This is a genomic window from Nocardioides sp. (assembly GCF_035576065.1).
Lineage (GTDB): Bacteria > Actinomycetota > Actinomycetes > Propionibacteriales > Nocardioidaceae > Nocardioides.
This window is the reverse complement of sequence record NZ_DATLWX010000039.1, coordinates 78,158-97,953: the sequence shown is the minus strand read 5'-3', so window position 1 is coordinate 97,953 and position 19,796 is coordinate 78,158. Positions and strand designations below refer to the sequence as shown.

18 protein-coding genes are annotated in these 19,796 nt (G+C 69.5%); 8 read left to right on the top strand and 10 right to left on the bottom strand.

All coding sequences use genetic code 11. From position 1 onward, the window contains the following. Positions 1–16 precede the first annotated feature (16 nt). Complete coding sequence (gene treY, locus VNJ48_RS16745) at positions 17–4,129, top strand: malto-oligosyltrehalose synthase (RefSeq protein ID WP_325604143.1); 4,113 nt, start codon at positions 17–19, stop codon at positions 4,127–4,129. A 94-nt stretch (positions 4,130–4,223) separates the two neighbouring features. Further along, positions 4,224–6,044, top strand: a complete 1,821-nt coding sequence (locus tag VNJ48_RS16740) for a GAF domain-containing sensor histidine kinase (protein ID WP_325604141.1) — start codon at positions 4,224–4,226, stop codon at positions 6,042–6,044. Here VNJ48_RS16740 and VNJ48_RS16735 read toward each other — a convergent pair. Beyond that, on the bottom strand, positions 6,037–6,723 hold the full coding sequence (locus tag VNJ48_RS16735) for an NAD-dependent deacylase (protein ID WP_325604139.1): 687 nt from the start codon (positions 6,721–6,723) through the stop codon (positions 6,037–6,039). The two genes, VNJ48_RS16740 and VNJ48_RS16735, sit on opposite strands and share 8 nt — an antisense overlap. A 51-nt stretch (positions 6,724–6,774) precedes the next feature. Here VNJ48_RS16735 and VNJ48_RS16730 point away from each other — a divergent pair, with 51 nt between their 5' ends. Next, complete coding sequence (locus VNJ48_RS16730) at positions 6,775–7,590, top strand: PhzF family phenazine biosynthesis protein (RefSeq protein WP_325604137.1); 816 nt, start codon at positions 6,775–6,777, stop codon at positions 7,588–7,590. Between the two features lie 76 nt (positions 7,591–7,666). Here the strand turns inward: VNJ48_RS16730 and VNJ48_RS16725 are convergent, their stop codons facing one another. Then, the gene (locus VNJ48_RS16725; protein WP_325604134.1) at positions 7,667–8,245 is read right to left on the bottom strand and encodes a GNAT family protein; all 579 of its coding nucleotides are present in this window, start codon (positions 8,243–8,245) and stop codon (positions 7,667–7,669) included. A gap of 10 nt (positions 8,246–8,255) precedes the next feature. After that, complete coding sequence (locus tag VNJ48_RS16720) at positions 8,256–8,675, bottom strand: alpha/beta fold hydrolase (protein WP_325604132.1); 420 nt, start codon at positions 8,673–8,675, stop codon at positions 8,256–8,258. Positions 8,676–8,760: 85 nt separating this feature from the next. Between VNJ48_RS16720 and VNJ48_RS16715 the strand changes: the two genes are divergently transcribed. Further along, positions 8,761–9,792 carry a metallophosphoesterase gene (locus VNJ48_RS16715; protein ID WP_325604130.1) on the top strand — a complete coding sequence of 344 codons (1,032 nt, stop codon included), beginning with the start codon at positions 8,761–8,763 and terminating at the stop codon, positions 9,790–9,792. 36 nt (positions 9,793–9,828) lie between these two features. Here VNJ48_RS16715 and VNJ48_RS16710 read toward each other — a convergent pair whose 3' ends face one another. The 3 genes from VNJ48_RS16710 to VNJ48_RS16700 all read right to left on the bottom strand — a co-directional run bounded on the left by VNJ48_RS16710 (position 9,829) and on the right by VNJ48_RS16700 (position 12,638). Continuing rightward, entirely contained in the window at positions 9,829–10,500 is a 672-nt protein-coding gene (locus VNJ48_RS16710) for a hypothetical protein (RefSeq protein WP_325604128.1), read from the bottom strand. Positions 10,501–10,972: 472 nt separating this feature from the next. Then, positions 10,973–12,130, bottom strand: coding sequence for a hypothetical protein (locus VNJ48_RS16705; RefSeq protein ID WP_325604126.1), 1,158 nt, complete (start codon positions 12,128–12,130; stop codon positions 10,973–10,975). After that, entirely contained in the window at positions 12,117–12,638 is a 522-nt protein-coding gene (locus VNJ48_RS16700) for a SigE family RNA polymerase sigma factor (protein WP_325604124.1), read from the bottom strand. Before VNJ48_RS16700 ends, VNJ48_RS16705 begins: the two co-directional genes overlap by 14 nt. Before the next feature lie 188 nt (positions 12,639–12,826). Between VNJ48_RS16700 and VNJ48_RS16695 the strand changes: the two genes are divergently transcribed. After that, the gene (locus VNJ48_RS16695; protein ID WP_325604122.1) at positions 12,827–14,299 is read left to right on the top strand and encodes a hypothetical protein; all 1,473 of its coding nucleotides are present in this window, start codon (positions 12,827–12,829) and stop codon (positions 14,297–14,299) included. 39 nt (positions 14,300–14,338) lie between these two features. On the opposite strand, the gene VNJ48_RS16690 is transcribed toward VNJ48_RS16695, so the two are convergent. Both VNJ48_RS16690 and VNJ48_RS16685 read right to left on the bottom strand, forming a co-directional pair. Beyond that, positions 14,339–14,854 (bottom strand): hypothetical protein, encoded by a 516-nt coding sequence (locus VNJ48_RS16690; RefSeq protein ID WP_325604120.1) that lies wholly within the window; start codon positions 14,852–14,854, stop codon positions 14,339–14,341. A 36-nt stretch (positions 14,855–14,890) separates the two neighbouring features. Then, positions 14,891–15,826, bottom strand: coding sequence for a 1,4-dihydroxy-2-naphthoyl-CoA synthase (locus VNJ48_RS16685; RefSeq protein WP_325604118.1), 936 nt, complete (start codon positions 15,824–15,826; stop codon positions 14,891–14,893). A 55-nt stretch (positions 15,827–15,881) separates the two neighbouring features. On the opposite strand from VNJ48_RS16685, the gene VNJ48_RS16680 reads away from it, so the two are divergent. The 3 genes from VNJ48_RS16680 to VNJ48_RS16670 all read left to right on the top strand — a co-directional run bounded on the left by VNJ48_RS16680 (position 15,882) and on the right by VNJ48_RS16670 (position 17,974). Beyond that, on the top strand, positions 15,882–16,322 hold the full coding sequence (locus VNJ48_RS16680) for a nitroreductase family deazaflavin-dependent oxidoreductase (protein ID WP_325604116.1): 441 nt from the start codon (positions 15,882–15,884) through the stop codon (positions 16,320–16,322). Positions 16,323–16,369: 47 nt separating this feature from the next. Further along, entirely contained in the window at positions 16,370–16,978 is a 609-nt protein-coding gene (locus VNJ48_RS16675; RefSeq protein WP_325604114.1) for a tetratricopeptide repeat protein, read from the top strand. A gap of 93 nt (positions 16,979–17,071) precedes the next feature. Then, positions 17,072–17,974 carry a hypothetical protein gene (locus VNJ48_RS16670; protein ID WP_325604112.1) on the top strand — a complete coding sequence of 301 codons (903 nt, stop codon included), beginning with the start codon at positions 17,072–17,074 and terminating at the stop codon, positions 17,972–17,974. Position 17,975: 1 nt separating this feature from the next. Here the strand turns inward: VNJ48_RS16670 and VNJ48_RS16665 are convergent, their stop codons facing one another. Continuing rightward, a complete protein-coding gene (locus VNJ48_RS16665) occupies positions 17,976–19,055 on the bottom strand; it encodes a hypothetical protein (RefSeq protein WP_325604110.1) in 1,080 nt (359 codons plus the stop codon). 62 nt (positions 19,056–19,117) lie between these two features. Continuing rightward, positions 19,118–19,735 carry an ACT domain-containing protein gene (locus VNJ48_RS16660; protein ID WP_325604108.1) on the bottom strand — a complete coding sequence of 206 codons (618 nt, stop codon included), beginning with the start codon at positions 19,733–19,735 and terminating at the stop codon, positions 19,118–19,120. Positions 19,736–19,796 lie beyond the last annotated feature (61 nt).

Genomic DNA, 19,796 nt, shown 5'->3' with positions numbered 1-19,796 from the left:
CTCGGGAGACCCCACGATGCGCACGCCCGTCAGCACTTACCGGCTCCAGATCAACAAGGACTTCGACCTGCATGCGGCAGCCCGGGTGCTGCCGTACCTGCACGATCTGGGCGTGGACTGGGTCTACCTCTCGCCGCTGCTCGCAGCGGAGGCGGACAGCAACCACGGCTACGACGTGACCGACCACGGCCGGATCGACGCGGCGCGTGGTGGGGTGTCGGGCCTGTCGGCGGTCTCGGCCGAAGCGCATCGGCTCGGGATGGGCGTGCTCGTCGACATCGTGCCCAACCACGTCGGCGTCGCCACGGCCAGCGCCAACGCCTGGTGGTGGTCGGTCCTCACGCACGGCCAGGACTCGGAGTATGCCGACGCGTTCGACATCGACTGGCCTGCAGGCGGCGGCCGGCTGCGCATCCCGGTGGTCGGCGACGACGACCTCGCGGACGACGGCACGATCGACAACCTCCGCGTCGAGGCGGGCCAGCTGCGCTACCACGACCACGTCTTCCCGCTCGCCCCCGGCAGCGCTGGTCTCGGCCTGGATGCCCAGCAGGTCCACGCGCGTCAGCACTACGAGCTGGTGTCGTGGCGGCTGGCTGACGCCGGCCTCAACTACCGCCGCTTCTTCGCCGTCAACACGCTCGCCGCGATCCGGGTCGAGGAGCGGGAGTGGTTCGCCCGCTCCCACGACGAGATCGGACGCTGGTTCACCGAGGGACTGGTCGACGGGCTCCGGGTCGACCACCCTGACGGCCTGTGCGACCCCGAGGGATACCTCCGCGACCTGGCCCAGCTGACCGGCGACGCCTACGTCCTCGTCGAGAAGATCGTCGAGCCCGGCGAGGAGCTCCCCTCGGAGTGGGCGACGGAAGGCACCACCGGCTATGACGCCATGGCGCTGATCGACCGGGTGCTCACCGACCCCGCGGCTGCCATGGCCCTCGGCGCGCTGGACGAGCGACTGCGCGGCGGGCCGGTCGACTGGCCCTCGATGGTCCACGACAACAAGCGGGCGGTGGCAGACGGGATCCTGCGCTCCGAGGTGCTGCGCATCGGGCGCGAGCTGCGGGTGGCGCTGAGTCGTTCGGGGGTGGCCGACGCACCAGCAGACGCCGAAGACGCGATTGCCGAGCTCCTGGCCTGCTTCCCGGTCTACCGTTCCTACCTGCCCGGCGGTCGCGAGCACCTGGACGAGGCGTTCGAGCTCGCGCGCCGGCTCCGTCCCGACCTCGACGGCACCCTCGACGCGCTGCTCCCGGTCCTCTCCGATCCCGAGCAACCGCCGGCGCTGCGCTTCCAGCAGACCTCCGGCATGGTGATGGCGAAGGGGGTCGAGGACTGCTCCTTCTACCGCTGGTCGCGGCTGACCTCGCTCAACGAGGTCGGGGCCGACCCGTCGATCTTCTCGGTCACTGCCGAGGAGTGGCACGAGGCCATGGCAGCCCGCCAGCGGGACTGGCCGCACGCCATGACGGCCCTGTCGACGCATGACACCAAGCGCGGTGAGGACGTGCGCGCGCGGATCACCGCCCTGGCCGAGGTCCCCGACGTGTGGGAGCACGCCCTCGACCGGTTGCTGGCTCTCGTCCCCCTCCCCGACCCCGGTTTCGGCAACCTCCTGTGGCAGGCGATCCTCGGTGCGTGGCCTGCCCGAGGTCTCGACCGCAACCTCCGCGAGCGCTTGCACGGGTATGCCGAGAAGGCGATGCGCGAGGCCGGTGACCGCACCACGTGGACTGCCCCTGACCAGGACTACGAAGCCGCGGTGCACAGGTGCGTCGACGCCGCCCTCGACCGGCCGGACGTCCGTGCGGTGCTCGACGAGGTCCTCGCAGCGGTCGCCGACGCAGGCTGGAGCAACTCGCTGGCAGCCAAGCTCGTCGCGATCACCATGCCGGGGGTGCCGGACGTCTACCAAGGCAGTGAGCTGTGGGAGCAGAGCCTCGTGGATCCCGACAACCGGCGACCGGTCGACTTCGACGTACGCGCCTCGATGCTGGCCTCGGTCGAGAAGGGTGAGCGGCCGGGGCTCGACGGCGGCGTCGATGACTCCGGCGCGGCCAAGCTGCTCGTCACGCGCGCTGGTCTGCGCGCGCGCCGCGAGCACCCGGAGCTCTTCGCGTCCTACTCGCCCGTGGCGGCCGACGGCGAAGCAGCTGGGCACGTCCTGGCCTTCGACCGCGGCGGCGCGATCACCGTCGCAACGCGGCTCCCGATCGGGCTGGCCGCTCGTGGCGGCTGGGGCGACACCAGCCTCGCCCTGCCGGCCGGGGAGTGGACTGACGCTGTCTCCGGGCGCACCTTCTCCCGTGACGCTGCGCTGTCCGAGGTGCTGAACGGGCATCCCGTCGCACTGTTGATCCGAGGCGCCGCGCCGCTCCCGACTGCGCACGACCGCTTCGACGTGTGGGCCCCCCGCGCGCGCTCGATGGCCCTCCAGGTCGGCGGCCAGCGGATCGCGATGCGACGTCGCGCCGACGACTGGTGGACACCCACCGAGGCGGTCCCGGAGGGAGAGGTCGACTACGGCTACCTCATCGACGACGCCGACCGGGCAGTCCCCGACCCCCGGTCGCGGCGGCAACCCGACGGCGTCCACGGGCTCTCCCGGACCTTTGACGCCGGCGCGCACGACTGGACCGACACGGCGTGGACCGGACGCCAGCTCGCCGGTTCGGTCATCTACGAGCTGCACGTCGGCACCTTCACCCCCGAGGGCACCTTCGACGCCGCGCTGACCAGGCTCGACCACCTGAAGTCGATCGGCGTCGACTTCGTCGAGCTCCTCCCCGTCAACGCCTTCAACGGGACCCACAACTGGGGCTACGACGGCGTCCTGTGGTCAGCAGTCCATGAGGGGTATGGCGGTCCCGCGGCCTACCAGCGCTTCGTGGACGGCTGCCACGCGGCCGGGATCGGCGTGATCCAGGACGTCGTGCACAACCACCTCGGACCGTCGGGCAACTACCTGCCGATGTTCGGGCCCTACCTCAAGGCCGGTGCCAACACCTGGGGCGACCTGGTCAACCTCGACGGCGAGGGCAGCCACGAGGTGCGTCGCTTCATCCTCGACAGCGTGCGCATGTGGTTCACCGACATGCACGTCGACGGGCTGCGACTCGACGCCGTGCACGCGCTCTCCGACGACTCGCCGATCCACCTCCTCGAGGAGATGGCGAGGGAAGTGGCCGCCCTGTCGGCACACCAACGGCGCCCCCTCACCCTGATCGCCGAGTCGGACCTCAACGACCCGCTGCTCGTGACCCCTCGCGAGGGCGGCGGCTACGGACTCGACGCCCAGTGGAGCGACGACTTCCACCACGCCGTTCACGTCGCACTGACCGGCGAGACGGCGGGCTACTACGCCGACTTCGAGCCGCTCACCGCGCTCGGCAAGGTGCTGACCCGCGGGTTCTTCCACGACGGCACCTTCAGCTCCTTCCGCAACCGGCCGCACGGCGTGCCGTTCGACGTGGACCGGATGCCCGCGTGGCGCCTTGTGGTCGCCAGCCAGAACCACGACCAGATCGGCAACCGCGCCCGCGGCGACCGGATCACCGAGGCTCTCGACGACGACCAGCTGTCCTGTGCAGCGCTGCTCACCCTGGCCTCACCGTTCACCCCGATGCTGTTCCAGGGTGAGGAGTGGGCGGCCTCGACCCCGTTCGCGTTCTTCACCTCGCACCCCGAGCCCGAGCTCGGCACGGCGACCGCCGAGGGGAGGCTCGAGGAGTTCGAGCGGATGGGCTGGGACCCCGCCGTCGTCCCCGACCCTCAGGACCCGACGACCTACGAGCGTTCCAAGCTCGACTGGGACGAGGTCGAATCCGGCCGGCACGCCGTGCTCCTCGAGGTCTACCGCAAGCTTGCGACGCTGCGGCGTGAGTTGCCGGACCTGACTGATCCGGACCTCCGTCGGGTGGGGGTGGACGTGGACGAGCGCGCCCGCACCCTGGTGATGCGGCGCGGGGCGACCACGGTCGTCGTCAACTTCGACGAGTTCGACGCGTCCGTCGAGATGGCCGGCGAGCACGACGTCCTCTTCGCGACGCCGTCCGGAGCGTCCCTGGCTGCCGGTCGGCTGGACCTGCCGGCGCACGCAGGTGCGCTGCTGCGGCGTACGCACTGACGGCTCCGCCTCTGGATCACAGCGCAGGTCTGTGGAAACCGCTCCGTCGGGTGCCGCGCCGTGTCATCGTGGTGGATCGGAGGTATCCACGCGCATGGTCAGCGACGAGCAGATCCGCACGCACGCCTTGGTCCATCAGGGCGGCTGGGGCGAGCCTGCCGCGCGCAGCAAGCTGTGGCGCATCGCCAACGACCTCCGTCGCCGTGCCGGCTTCGACATCTGCGCGATCGAGGTGCGTCGCAGCGACGACCGGATGGAGTTCGTCGCCATCGCCACCGACGACCCGGCGGCTCGCGAGCTCGAGGGCCAGAGCTCTCCGCTCGACGCGATGTTCCCGGTCATCGATCTGGGGGAGGTCATCGGCCTCTTCACCTTCATCCCGCACGAGGCGGTCACTGACGAGGCGCACGCAAGCATCGAACCCTATGTCGTCACTCCGGACCTTCCGTACTCCGACGATCCGGATGCCTGGCACCCCCAGGACATGCTCGTGGCCCGGCTCTACGACGCCTCCAACCGCCTGCGCGCGTTCGTCTACTTCGACGTCCCATGTTCTCTCCGTCGACCCTCACATGACGATCTGGTGAAGCTGAGCGAAGACCTCGACGTCACGCTCCAGGCCATCATCACCACGATCGAGCGGGAGGAATTCGCCGCCGGCGTCCGGTTCGCGACCGGCGCACGGATGGTCGTACGCTCAGCCGACAGCCGCCACGGGCTCCCCGATCTCCTCCGTCTGGCCACTGAGGAGCTGCAGAAGTCCTTCCGGGCGACGGTGCTGGCCGTGGACGTCTTCGGTGAGGCCCTCGCGATGCACCCTCCCGGAGCCGTGACGATGGAAGACATGCCCCTCCTCCAGGCCGTGCGTGACTCTGCCCGTCGTTGCTGGGACCGGCAGCGCGTGCTCCTGGTGGACGGCACCGGAGTCTGGGGCGACGACCAGCTCGCCGAGACCTCGGGCGGGCCTCTCGCCGACCTGATGACCTGCCACGACTGGATGGAGCTGATCGTCGTGCCCATCGGTGCCGGTGACGAGGCCCTGGGCATGCTCGCGATCGCGCGCGGCTTCGGGATCGCGTCCTGGAGCGATGACGAGAGCTCGGCGGCCCTCGACGTGGGCCACGACCTCGGTCGCGCGATCCTCAACGCCCGCGCCTCCGAGCGCGAGCGGCAGGCGGCCGAGGAGCTCCGCCGGGTGGACGACTATCGCACGGGGCTCATCGCCACGCTGGCTCACGAGCTCAAGAACCCCATCGGGGTGGTGGCCGGCCACGCCGAGATGCTCTCCATGCTGGACGAGGAGCATGATCTCCCGCCGGCGGCGCTGGTGTCGCTGGAGGCCATCACCCGAGGCGCCGACCGGCTCGCGATCCTGGTCGACGACCTGACGACGCTCAGCAAGGTCGGCGATCCTGCCCACGAGCTCGAGGCCGTCCCCGTCGACCTCGGACGCCTGGCGATGTCGGTGATCGACCAGTCAGCGCTGGCAGCCGGACAGCGCGACATCAAGCTCGTGTACGACGCCCCGCCGGAGCCGCTCATCGTGCTGGGTGACACGACCTCCCTGACCAGCGTGATCACCAACCTCGTGACCAACGCGATCAGCTACTCCGACGACGGGGGCAGCGTGCGGCTCGCGCTGTGGTGCCGCGACGAGGAGGTCGTCGTCGAGTGCACTGACGCGGGCCTGGGCATCTCGAGCGAGGACCTGACGCAGCTGTTCACCGAGTTCTTCCGCAGCACCAACCGGGAGGCCCTGGTCCGGCCGGGCACGGGTCTTGGGCTGACCATCACCCGGCGGATAGTGGAGCGACACGGCGGCCGGATCGAGGTCGAGTCCGAGCTGGGATCCGGGTCGACCTTCCGCGTGTGCCTGCCCCTGGCTGTTGCACCTGAGGCCGTCGTCCTTACCTGAGCACCTCGTCGACCCACGCGGGGACCAGCTCGGTGGCGGGGCCACGACGGGACTGGTGGAAGTCGCTGCTGGTGTCGCTCTCGTCCAGGTTGAGCTCCAAGGTCTGTCGCCCATTGCCGATGGCGTAGTGCACGAATGCTGCAGCCGGATAGACCACGCCCGAGGTGCCGATCGACACGAAGAGGTCGCACGCCCACAGGGCCTCCTCGATCGCCTCCATGTCGTATGGCACCTCGCCGAACCACACGACGTCCGGGCGCAGCTGGGCCGATCCGCATGCCGGGCACGGCGGCCGGTCGACCAGCGTCGCCTCCCAGTCGTGGCGCGCGTCGCACGCCGTACACCATGCGGCACGCAGACGTCCGTGCATGTGGTGCACCCGTTGCGAGCCGCCGCGCTCGTGCAGGTCGTCGACATTCTGCGTGACGAGACAGAGGTCGTCTCCCAGCTCGGCCTCGAGGCGCGCCAACGCCTGGTGCGCGGCGTTGGGCTGGACGCGGGTCAGGGCGGTTCGGCGTTCGTCGTAGAACCGCTGCACCAATGTGGGGTCGTGGTCGAAGGCCTCGGGCGTGGCCACGGTCATCGGGTCGTGGCCCTCCCACAACCCGTCGGCATCACGGAAGGTCGGCACCCCGCTCTCGGCCGAGACGCCGGCGCCGGTGAGGACCACGATGCGCATCGGGTGAGTTTATGCCCGAGACTCGGCTGCACAACGACCGAAGGGGACCTCATGTCCTTCCACACTGCGTTCGCGATCGTGGATGCGTTCACGACCCAGCGCGCCTTCTCAGGCAACCCCGCAGGGGTCATGCTGCTCGACGCCTTCCCCGGGGACGAGTGGATGCAGGGAGTTGCCAACGAGCTGCACCAGGCAGAGACAGCGTTCCTCGTCGCGGACGGCGAGAGCACGTTCCGGTTGCGGTGGTTCACGCCGACGACCGAGGTGGCGCTCTGCGGGCATGCCACGCTGGCAAGCGCCCACTGGCTCTGGGAAGCCGGTGTCCTGCCCGAGGACGCCGTGGCCGTCTTCACGACCCGCAGCGGCCGGCTCACCGCCGAGCGCGACGGAGGTCGCGTCGTGCTGGACTTCCCAGCCGCCCGGCCAGTGGAGGAGCCGGCCTCTCCCGATCTCCTGGCAGCGCTCGACGGCACGGTCCCGGTGTGGACGGGCGTCACCAGCCACCCCGATCCCGCAGAACGCAACGTCATGGCGGTCCTGGACTCCGCGGAGGCCGTGCGGTCCCTCACCCCCGACCTGCAGGCCGTCGCGCGGCTCCCCGCCGGCGGTCTGATCGTCACGGCAGCCGGTGGCGACGCAGCCGTGGTGTCGCGCTACTTCGCACCCGCCTACGGGATCCCGGAGGACCCCGTCACCGGATCGGCCCACTGCACGATCGGCCCCTACTGGCGCGACGCACTCGGCGCGACCCTCGCCGCTGAGCAGGCGTCACCGCGGGGCGGAGAGCTGACGGTCGTGACGACGGACGCCGGCAGGGTCCGGCTGTCGGGCACGGCGCGTACGGCGGTCACGGGGTTCGTTCACTGACGGGGTCCGGCGATCCGTGGACTACCCGCGCGTTCCTCCGGGCCGTTGGCGAAGAGCAGCTTCCCGACATCCGCTGTCAGGCCGAGTCACCACCTTCTTCGCGTCGAGTCCTCCACTCGTGCTCAAGGATGGCGAAAAGGAACTCGCTTCCCCACGCGCCTTTGAAGAAGACGTTCTCAAGAAAGTGCGCCTCCCTCCGCATGCCCACCTGCTCCAGCAAGGCAGCTGCAGGGACATTGCACGCGTCGGTCACGGCGAACACCCGGTGCAGCCCGAGGGTGCCGAAGCCGAGATCGAGCAACCCTCGCAACGCTTCCCTGCCGAAACCTCTGCCCTGATGAGCAGGGGCGAGTGTGAAGCCCACCTCCATCACCCCTGGCTCGCTCTCGCTGACCTTCGCGGCGAGATCGCCCACAAGATCGCCGCCCGCATGCTCCTCCAGCGCGAGTTGGTACCACTCCCCGGGCGTACCCAGTCGGCATCCTTCCAGCGAGGCCAGAAGAGCGCGGCCATCCTCGAGGGAGTAGTCACTCCAACTCTGGAAGCGCGCGACCTCCGGGTCGGCCCGATAGGCCACAAACGCCCCAAGATCCCCCGCAATCATCGGCCGAGCACGCAGCCTGGCAGTCTCGAAAATCGACTCAGAGGGCGCCATGGCCGCGAGCCTATCGCCGCAAGTTCGACACTTGGACAGCAATGGTCGGCAGCGTGGTCACTGGAGTCCATCTGCATACGTGCCGTGGGACGAGGAGCGAACCGCGGTGCCAGAGCGACGATCGCCGCCGGGTCACGCGAGGATCGGTGGCCAGCTCGAGTGCCACGGCACCGCCCATCGAGTGCCCGACGATGACGAGGTCGCGAGCGGCGGGAAGCATTGAGCGCACGGCGTCGGCCTGCCGGGTGAACGTGTACGCCGCCTTCCAGCCCGAGCGCTCGTGGCCGGGCAGGTCGAGGACCAGCCAGCCGGGCCGGGCGTCCGGGAGCAGCGCCTCGCCGCCCGCGTACACCTCGCCGGTTGCTCCCAGCCCGTGCAGGAGCACCAGCAGCGGCCCGTCTTCACGGCCGCTCGTTCGGGACCAGATCACGCGGTCACGCTAGCGACTGTGAATGGCCATCGGTCGTTCACACGTAGCGGACGTGCGCGTCACCGCCGTGCGGGAGGAAGGAGTCATGACATCTCTCCGCGTCTCAGCCGCTGCTGGCGCCTCGTTGCTGGCGGCACTCGCTCTCGGCTCCGCGTCCCCGTCCCTCGCCGCGAACGGGCAGGACAAGCCCTCATCGACCACCTTCGCCGTCATCGGCGACGTGCCCTACGGCGCCGCCCAGATCGAGGCCTTCCCCCGCTGGGTCGACCGGATCAACGACCAGCCGGGCCTCGACCTCGCCTTCCACGTCGGCGACATCAAGAACGGTTCGTCGGCCTGCACCGACGCCTACAACGCCATGATCCGCGAGCAGTTCGACCGGTTCGAGATGCCGCTGCTCTACACGCCGGGTGACAACGAGTGGACCGACTGTCACCGTCCGGCGGCGGGGCGCTACCACCCGCTGGAGCGTCTCGACGCGCTGCGCGCAGCGTTCTACGAGACGCCCGGCCTCACCCTCGGCGCCCCGATGAAGGTGGCAAGCCAGTCCGCCGCCGGCTTCCCCGAGAACCAGAGCCTTCGCACCCGCGGCATCGAGATGGCCACCCTGCACGTGGTCGGCAGCAACAACGACCGTGCGCCCTGGACGGGCCTCGGACTCACGACGCCCACCGTGGAGCAGCTCGACGAAGAGGCCAGCAGGATGGCAGCCGCCGTCGACCTCCTCGAGGAGACCTTCGCTCGTGCGCGACGCACGAACGCCCGCGCGGTCGCGATCTTCCAGCAGGCCGACATGTTCGACCCGTCCTACCAGCCGACCTGGGACATCAGCGCATTCCGTCCCCTGGTCCAGGTCCTCGTCGACGAAGCCTCGACGTACGACGGCGAGGTCTACCTCTTCGACGGGGACAGCCACGTCTACAACGTCGACCGCCCGCTGGAGGCCGGTTCGCGCTGGCTGGAGATCCACGGTGTGCAAGGGAGCGCGGACAACCTCACGCGCATCACGGTGGACGGCGAGGCCAACAACACCAACTTCCTGCAGGTGACCGTCAACCGACCGGGCGCGGACGATGTCTTCTCGTGGGAACGCGTGGCCTACGACTCACAGCCCTGACGACCGAGACGGCCGCGCGTCAGGCGGCGGGTCGATTCAGTCATTGGTGATCGCGACCCCGGCGCCGACCAGTCCCGCCGCGGCGACGGTCCAGTAGTGGTGAGGCGCCGCGGGAGGAACGTCGAGGACTCGGAGCACCTCGGCGCTGCCCGGACGCCACGCCACGATGCCGTCAGGCGTCCCGATGAGCATCGTCTCAGGGTCGAGCCAGTCGTACGTGCGCACGACGTAGTCCCGGTTGTCGAACGCCAACCTCGCCTCCACCGCCAGGCTCGCGGCGTCGACCACGACGAGCTCGACCCGACGGAAGTCCCTCGCCTGAGGTTGGTGAAGGATCGCGAACCGACCCTCGATGGGGGCCACCTGCCACAGGCGTTGGAGATCCCGGCCGAGCCCTGGCAGAGCCAGTCGACCGTGCGGGACCAGCTCGCCTCCACGGTGCTCGACCAGCTCCGCCTCGCCGACCCGGATGTGGCGCAGCGAGAAGGCTGTGTCGTGCGGGGCGATGCCGACCTGCGACAACCGGTACGGCAGCTCGGTGATCTCCAGGTCTGGCACGGTCACGCGGTGGGTGCGCCCACGGCGCCCCGAGGAGCCGTTGGAGACCACGTAGCCCTGACTGTCGGACAGCCAACGAATCTCCGAGACCCAGTCGGTGCCGACGTCGACCACGCGGTGCTGTCCGGTCGAGAGGTCGAGCAGGACCACCCCTGCGCGTGACCCGCCGGCCCACCAACGGCCGTCCGGAGACAGGTGCCCGGCGCCATATGTGTCATGGTCGCCCCACGTCTCGGGGGCCGGCCGAGCTCGTCCATCCGGAGGCTCCGCCAGCGTCGGTCGTGGCCGAAGAACAGCACGGTCTCGCTCGCCCAGCCGTCTGGATCGCCGAACCCTTCAGGCGGGTGGTAGCTCAGCAACGCGCGTCCCGGCGGGTCCGTCAGCAGCGAGGGGAAGGCGTCAGCGCGGTCGGGCACAGAACGCGGGAGACGGGTCCGAAGGCGTGTCAGCCCACCGAGGCCGGAGCCCAACAGACGCTGGGGCTTCGGGAGGACGGGCTGGGCCGCAGCGACCGGTGGTGGTCCGACCCGCGGTTCGGCGGAGTTTTCGCAGCCGGAGACGAGGCCGAACAACGAGCAGGTCAACAGGACCAGGCACACCTTGCCCAACCGGGGGCGTGCCCTCACGGCAACCGCACCGACTCGTTGACGCCCACCTGCACGGGGCCGGTCGCCGACTCGCAGCGAAGCGCCGCGGTGCTGCAGCGCACGAGTCGCGACGATCCGTTGCCGGCCGGCACGGACAGGAGGAGGTCGTCGTCATCGAGCCAGTGGATCTCGGAGTCGCGGCGCACGCTGTGCAGCGGAGTGTCAGACAGCGACGAGGCATCAGCGGTCGCGAGGTCGATGACCCGAAGGTCGGTGGTGACCCCGGTGGTGCCGTCGGGGGACACGCTCAACAGGTCCGGGACGCAGCCGGCGCTGAGTGTCGTGACCTCTCCGGAGCCGGCGATGCGGACTGCCTCCGCACAACCGTTCTGGGCCCCCCGCAGCCCGACGTCCGAGCCCACGTCGAAGACACCGGGAAAGCCGTCAAGGGCAATGGGCGCCTCGCCGAGCCGCCAGAGGAAGTACTCCTGCCCGCGGGCCGAATAGATGATCCCCTCCGACGTCCAGGAGACCAGCACCTCGGCCGCCTCGGGCATCTCGCCGACCGTGGCGCCGGTGGACTTGTCGATCACCTGGTCGCCGTTGGTGAAGTAGCGGCCGTCAGGAGAGACCACGGCCTCATAGGCCGCGCCCTCGACCGCGGTGCTGGCCTGCATGTCGGTGGTGGTGCCGTCGTCCTGGACCAGGACGAAGCGAGTGCCGGCCAGGACCCCTTGGGGGTCGTTCTCCTCGACGAAGATGATCAATCCGGCCACGGTCTGGCCGACGATCGCGGCGTCTGCGACGTCCAGGTCCCTCACCGCTCCGCCGGGAAGGTGGACGGTTGTCCCGGCCAGGTAGGCGACCTCGGGAGCGGCTCCGCGAGGCAGGCCGGCTGCCCACTCCGCCAGTGCCTGCTTCTCCGCCGGACGTGCAGTCCCGCTCGTCGCGGGAACAGCGGGCTCCTTGGCCGTGTCCGGCTCTGACGGCCTCAGCCCGCTCATGCTGACGGCCGCGCCGAGTGCGACAGCGCCGACGCCGGCCGAGACGGCGTACCGTGCCCGCCGCTTCCTGCGCTCGCGCCGCCCTTCGGCCATGATGCGATGGGTCAGGCCGGCGGCAGGGGAAACGCGGGGTTCGTGGAGGCGGAACTGCTGCCGGAGAACTGTTTCGAAGTCTTCATCGACGCTCAACGTCGGCTCCTTCGGCGGGGGCTCGGTAGGTGTCGTGGAGGCGCTCTCGCAACGTGGCCAGCCCGCGGGAGGCGTGTTGTTTCACCGAGCCTGTGGAGCAGCCGAGCGCATCGGCGATCTGTTGTTCGCTGAGGTCTTCGTAGTAGCGAAGGACGACGACGGCGCGTTGCTGCCGGGGAAGCGCGGCCAGCTGGGGAAACAGGGAGAGGTGGTCGTCGTGGTCGCCGGCGGGTGAGGCGCGGTCACGGATCTCAGCGACGTGCGCGACGTCCTTGGCGCGGGCCGGCCCGCGGCGGTACGACTCCCGCACCATGATCTTGCGGACGTACGCATCGCGCTTGTGCTCGTCGCGGACCCGGGACCAATGGACGTAGGCCTTGACCAACGTCGCCTGGACGAGGTCCTCGGCTGCAGCAGAGTCGCCGGAACAGAGGAAGACCGCAGTGCGCAGCAGCGCAGCACTCCGTGTCTCCACGTAGCGCGTGAACTCCTCGTCCCGGGCGGTCACCCAGCATTCCTCCCGTCAACGATCGTGTCTCACCACTCAGAGCCGTACGTTCCTCGTTCGGTTGACCTGGGCTGCGGACAATTTTCGCCTCACCAGGTGTGCGGGCTTGTGGGGTTCGTGGCCCCATCACGCGATCACGCTAGCGATGCGGAATGGGGCACGGCCGGAATGGCCGTATCCTCCCGACCATGACGCAATACGGGGGAACGGACGCGCCTGTCACGAAGTGGGTGGCAGTGCCGCTCGTGCTTGCCTTGCTGGCCACGATCGGATTCCTTGGCTGGGCCGTCTTCGGCGGGCAGACGCCAACCGAGTCGTCGCACCCGAAGGCATGGGACAAGCGGGTCAAGCCCTACGTCAAGCTGGTGGAGAAGAGCCGCGGCTTCGACTTCATGCACCCCGTGGAGGTGCGCTTCCTACCCGCTGGCGAGTTCCGGAAGTCCGTACGTGCAGATGCCGCTGAGCTCTCCGGTGACGACCGGGAGGAACTCGAGAAGTTCGAAGGGTTCTTCCGTGCCCTGGGTCTCATCTCGGGTGACGTCGACCTCCTCGAGGCCTCCAACGACGCGAGCAGCGGCGCGACACTCGCCTACTACTCATTCGAGGACCGCCGGATCACCGTCCGCGGGAAGACCATCACGGCCGCCACCAAGTCGACCGTCGTGCACGAGCTCACCCACGCTCTCCAGGACCAGCACTTCGGGATCGGAGACCAGTTCGAGGCGCTGGAAGGAGCCGACGAGGACGACACCGAGGCGGACGGAGCCTCCTCCGTGCTTCGGGCCGTCGTGGAGGGAGACGCCGTACGGATCGAGGCGGCCTACGCCGCATCGCTCAACGCCAAGGAGCGTGCCGCACTGGTCCGCGCGCAGCGCAAGCTGTACGAGGAAGCAGGCGACCGGACTGCGCGCCAGGACGTCCCAGAAGTGATCCTGACGTTGATGGGGGCGCCGTACGCGCTCGGCTCGAGCCTGGTCGAGATCGTCGCCGCCGACGGTGGCAACGGCGCCGTCAACTCGCTGTTGCGTCGCGGCGCGATGCCGCACGACGACGTGCTGCTCGACCCGTTCTTGTTCCTCGCGGGAGAGGGAGCAGGTCGCCCCCCGGTGAAGGCCCCGGGGACGATGGCCGGCGAGGAGGAGTTCGACTCAGGTGAGTTCGGAGCACTGGGATGGTACTTCCTGCTCGCCGAGCGGATGCCCCTACGCGACGCGCTCGCCGCAGTCCGAGGCTGGGACGGAGACGCCTACGTCGCCTATGAACGCGATGACGTCACCTGCGCGCGGATGGCGGTGAGGAACGACTCCGCAGCAGGCGCCGAGCGGATGCATCAGGCGCTGCAGCGCTGGGTGGCCGCCGCCCCGCGGTCCGGCGCGTCCGTCACCATCGACGGTTCGCGTCTCGAGTTCGAGTCGTGCGACCCGGGCACCGAGGCGGCGCCCGGCAACGACGCGTCGCAGGAGGCGCTCGATCTCGTCACGGTGCGCAACTCCCTGGCTCTCCAGCTGTTGAACAGCTCGGCGGCGCAACCTCTGGCGCGCTGCTCTGCAGACCGGATCATCGCCGAGTACTCAGTCGAGCAGCTCGTCGACCCGGCGTTCGGGGTGTCGGACCCAGCGGTCACGGCGCGGATCCAGCAGATCGTCGCCGACTGTCGCTGACTGCGTGGTCGGGCCTCCGGCACTGTCGAACGACTCCGTTCAAGAGGACCGGGGAGGCTCCATCACGGCCACTCCCCAAGGCGGCGGTCCGATGTCGGGATGTGCGCTGTCGAGCCAGGGCGCAGGGATGTGGGCCCATCCGCCGATCTGTTCGTGAGTGCCATCCTCAAGAGTCGCCCACACTTCAGTGTCGGAGGGTCGCCAGATCGTGAGGTAGTCCGGTCCATGAACGACCTCGAAGTCCGGGGCTGCAACCGGCCCCCGGAACGTCAGGAGAACGCGCTCCTGCGGGGGGAAGTCGTAGGACATCGCCTCCGGTTCGACCAGCACGCAGAACTGACTGTCGGCGTCGCCCTGCACCAGCATGCGCGTGATCTGAACATCGACAGACCCACTTGATGGTGAATCCACTCGCTCGTCGACATCACGTTTCTCGTCACGACGGCGGGCCCGTGAGGCCCACTTCTTCGCCTCGTGAGCGTGCCCCCAAAAGCCGTGCTTGCGCGACATGTCGCGAGCACCGTCGTGCTCGGTCTTCCCGCGTCCAAGGGCCATGTCGACAGGCTATCCGCCACGCACGCAGCCCCTATTTCAGTAGTACCAGGGGTACGGCGACCAGTCCGGCTCGCGCTTCTCCAGGAACTGGTCGCGACCTTCCTGCGCCTCGTCGGACATGTACGCCAACCGCGTCGCCTCGCCGGCGAAGAGCTGCTGGCCGACGAGCCCGTCGTCGAGCAGGTTGAAGGAGTACTTCAGCATCCGCTGGGCTGTTGGCGACTTGCCGTTGATCTTCGCGCCCCACTCCAGGGCGGTGGCCTCGAGGTCCGCATGGTCCACGACCCTGTTGACCGCGCCCATGCGGTGCATCTCCTCGGCGTCGTACTCCTCGGCGAGGAAGAAGATCTCCCGGGCGAACTTCTGCCCGACCTGTCGCGCGAGGTATGCCGACCCGTACCCACCGTCGAAGGAGCCGACGTCCGCGTCGGTCTGCTTGAAGCGGGCGTGCTCGCGACTGGCGAGGGTCAGGTCGCTGACGACGTGGAGGCTGTGGCCGCCGCCGGCCGCCCAGCCTGGCACGACGCAGATGACGACCTTCGGCATGAAGCGGATGAGTCGTTGGCACTCCAGGATGTGCAGTCGCGACAGCTTGGCGCGGTCGATCGGGTTGGGCGGCGCGGCGGCGTCGGTGTGGCCCTCGGTCTCGTACTGGTAGCCCGTCTTGCCGCGGATGCGCTGGTCCCCGCCGGTGCAGAACGCCCACTTGCCGTTCTTCTCGCTCGGACCGTTGCCGGTGAGGAGCACGCAGCCGACGTCGGATGACGACCGCGCGTGGTCCAGCACCCGCAGCAGCTCGTCGACCGTGTGCGGTCGGAAGGCGTTGAGCACGTCGGGCCGGTCGAAGGCGACGCGGACGGTGCCGTGCGCCTTCGCGCGGTGGTAGGTGAGGTCGGTCAGGTCCTCGAAGCCGGGGACGTCGTCCCACGCGCTGGGGTCGAACGTCTGGGACACGCCCTCGATCGCACTCATGCAGGCGAGGGTAGTCGGGGTGGAATCACTGCCCCGGAAGTGGTGTTGTGGGGGTATGGCACTTCAAGGCACCTATGTCCCGAGCGCGACCGAGTGGGTCCGCGACAACGTCGAGGAGTACGAGGCCAGCAACGGCGAGGTGGGTGGCACCCTGCGCGACACCGGCTATCCGGTCGTCGTGATCACCTCGGTCGGCGCGAAGTCCGGCCACCTGCGCAAGAACCCGGTGATGCGGGTCGAGCGCGACGGCGCCTATCTGGCGGTGGCGTCCAAGGGCGGCGCCCCCGACAACCCGGAGTGGGCCAACAACTTCCTTGCCCACCCCGAGGTCGAGTTGCAGGACAAGGCGGAGAAGCACACCTACTCGGTCCGCCTGCTCAAGGGCGACGAGCGTGCCGACTGGTGGGACCACGCCGTGGCGACGTGGCCGACCTACGCCTCCTACCAGGAGAAGACCGAGCGCGAGATCCCGCTGTTCCTGCTCGAACGCGCCTGATCGGACGATCTTGCCCACCGGGTGACGGGGCTCCCTAGACTGCGGAGGTGTCTGAACCCCGCCGCCTCCGCCTGACTCACCGCGGAGCCGCAGCAGTTGCGGTCGGCGTGCTCTTGGTGCTGGCGACCTTCTCCGGCTGCAGTGGCCAGGATAGCGACAGGACCGAGCGCCCATCGGCCGAGTCGTCCACGGCTGCTGCTGACGAAGAAACCTCAGCCGCCGTGGACGTCCTCGTGCAGACCGGCCTCGACCAGATGACGGCAGGTGACCGAGCAGCGGCTCGCGGCACCTTCGCCAATGTGCTCGCGCTCGATCCGGACAACACGCTCGGTCACTACAACCTCGGCGTCATCGAGCAGCAGACAGGTCGCGACGCCGAAGCAATGGCGTCGTACGACGCAGCGCTGGCCACCACTCCCGACCATGTGCCGTCGCTGTTCAACAAGGCAATCCTGCTGGAGACCACTGACTTGCCGGCCGCAGTGGATCTGTATCGCACCGTCGTCGACCTCGACGACCAGCGGGCCGCCGCCCACATGCGGCTGGGCTTCGCGTTGATCCATCTCGGGGAGGCGACCGAAGGCGAAGCCTTGCTGGCGGAGGGCCTACGACTGGACCCGGCGATGGCCGGGGTCGAGGCGCCCCGCTACGACTGAGCGGACGTGCCCAGGACTAGACCAGTCGGGTCGATGCTGACTGCAGACACGTTTGTTGGAGTGCTGTGCACCTACGGGTGCTTTGCTGCACGGATGGTCTCCACGAAGAACGCTCATGCCGTCGCTGTTGCTGTGTCCTCCCTGAGCCTGCTCGCCGTCGGGACCATGCTGAGCCCCGCGGGCGCCTCCGCAGCTGCGAGCACCGACCGGGTCCTCATCGCCTGCGTGCAGAAGTCCTCGGGCGACCTGCGCATGGTCGAGCCGGGTGACTGGTGTGGTCCGGATGCGAACAAGATCCGCTGGCGCCGGGAAGGCCTGCCCGGCAAGGACGGTGCCACCGGTGCCGCTGGTCCTCAGGGTGCGACCGGTGCGACGGGAGCGACCGGCGCGACCGGGTCCATCGGCATGATGGGCGCCACCGGCGCCACGGGTGCGACGGGCGCTCCCGGACCGACCGGTGCAACAGGAGTCACGGGCGACATCGGCATGGCAGGACCCACCGGTCCCACGGGCCCTCCCGGACCGACGGGAGCCACCGGCGCCACGGGCCCGAGAGGAACGCCGGGCACGGAAGGTCCTGTTGGCCCGACCGGCGCCACTGGCGCCATCGGCGCCACCGGCGCCACCGGCGCCACCGGGGCCACCGGGGCCACGGGTGCCACCGGGGCCACGGGTGCCGCCGGCGCCACCGGCGCCACCGGGGCCACGGGTGCCGCCGGACCAGCCAGTTTCGGCGCGATCACGGTCCGCAACACCAGCGAGCCCGTGTCCGGCTTCGCGTTCACCTCGGTCGTCGGATCCTGCGCAACTGGCGAGGTGGCCATCGGGGCTGGTTACACAGGCACCCTTGACCTGGTCATCAGGAACAGCGAGCCGAGGGACGTTTTCCAGACGGCACCTGTCGGGCCTGACGGGTGGGTGCTCGACGTCTACAAGAGCAACGGCGGCAGCGGCACGGTGACGCTGCGGCTGCTCTGCGCCGACGTGACCCCCTGAGTCAGAGCCGCTGGCGGCAGAACTCGACGTTGGCGAGCAGCCGCTCGTCGTGCGGGTGTACGGCCAGTGCGCGCTCAGCGGCGTCCAGCGCTTCGGCGTACGCCCCGGTCCAGTAGCAGCTGATCGCCAGCTCGTCCCAGGCCCGCCAGGAGTACGCCGACTCGTCGACGAAGAGCGCTGAGGTGCCGGGGTGCGGTGCCAGCGTGGCCGGACGCGCGAACAGACAGGCCACGGCGTGCTGGTCACGCTCCCGGTGGAAACGCGAGAGCTCGACCAACGGCTCGGCGCGTGAGGGCAGGTCGGCGTACGCGGCGAGGTAGGCCGCCACGACGTCCGCATCCGGTCGGCCCAGTCGCTCCGATACGACCGCTGCCTGGAACCGTGCGTACCACCGCTCCTGGTCCCAGCCGGCCTCGTTGTCGCTGCGCGTCCGGTAGGCCGCCAGTGCACGCTCATGCTCGCCCGCGTCGCGCCAGGACTGCGCGAGGTAGAACTGCGTCCGCGGCTCGTCGGGCGTCTTGACGAGCGCACCGGCGAGGAGCTCGGCGTCCTTCCTGTACTTGTCCGGATCGCGCGAGCGAGCGCCCGCTCGTTCCTCGTGCACGCGGGGCGCTGACAGGGCGCCGACCTCGGCACCCGCTAGCGCGAGGTGCTCGTGGACGACCCCCGTCCAACGCCACGGTCGGTCCAGCCGGGTCAGCCGCAGGACGGAGTAGCTCGTGGCGCCGAAGTGGTTGGTGACGTAGTAGCCGTCAAGCGCGAGGTCATGGCGCTCCGCAGGGACCGAGGTGAACTGGTCGTCGGCGTCGATCCACACGCCGTAGCTGTCAGGACTCCGAGCTGAGAATGCGGCCGCCAGCTCGAGAGACTCCTGCCGGTTGTGACCGAAGTCGACCCAAGGGCGTTCGTGCAGCTCGCCCGGCACCCCGCCCAGGATCCGGCGCACCACGTCCTGGGTACCGTCGGTCGACCCGGTGTCGACGATCACCCACCAGTCGATGAATGGAAGCGCACTGCGCAGGCAACGCTCAATGATGTGCGCCTCGTCCTTGACGACCATGTAGAGACCGATCTCCGTCACCCCCGGAGGCTAGCGACCGGGACCGATCAGGTGGCAAGAACGCCCAAGGTTCGAGGCGGAAGTCACTGGTCCCGGGCGGTCTCCGCCCGATTGATCGTCCACGCCAGCCCAAGCAGGTGCCCGACGCGGGCCAGCTCTGAGTCCAGGAACTCCGGGCCGCCCTGGCGACCCAGCACGATGACGTCGCCGTCCAACGGGGCTCCGCAGAGCACAGTCTCGTCGTCGTCAGGGAGGCGTGACGGACGGTCCAGGTCGACCCACGTCACCACGGCAGGCGCAGGCTCGGTGGCTCGGACCACGTGACCGTCGCGACGCACCCGCGCCGCCCAGTCGACGCGGAAGGTCACCGGCAGCAGGTCCACGACGCGTTCGAGCGCCTCGCCGGGGTGGAGGGTCAGCTCCTCGACCACCTCGAGGTCCAGGAACAGGTTGCCCGCAGCGGCATACCTGCTGATCCACAACACCTCGACGCCCTCGATGGCGTTGCACGCCGAGACGATCGAGTCGGGCATCACGCCCGGACCCATCTCGAGCAGGACGTCATCGACTGCGGCACCGTTCGGAAGCTTCTCGACGACCTCGATGGCCGCGATGTCGCCGCCCGCCCGGCCAATGGCCCCGGCGACGCGTCCCAGCGAACCGGGGACGTCGGGCAGCGAGACGCGTAGCAGGAAGGACATGTCGTGAGGCTAGCCGGGCGATGTTGCGCCGAGGTTGCCGATGCCGCTGATGGACAGAGGC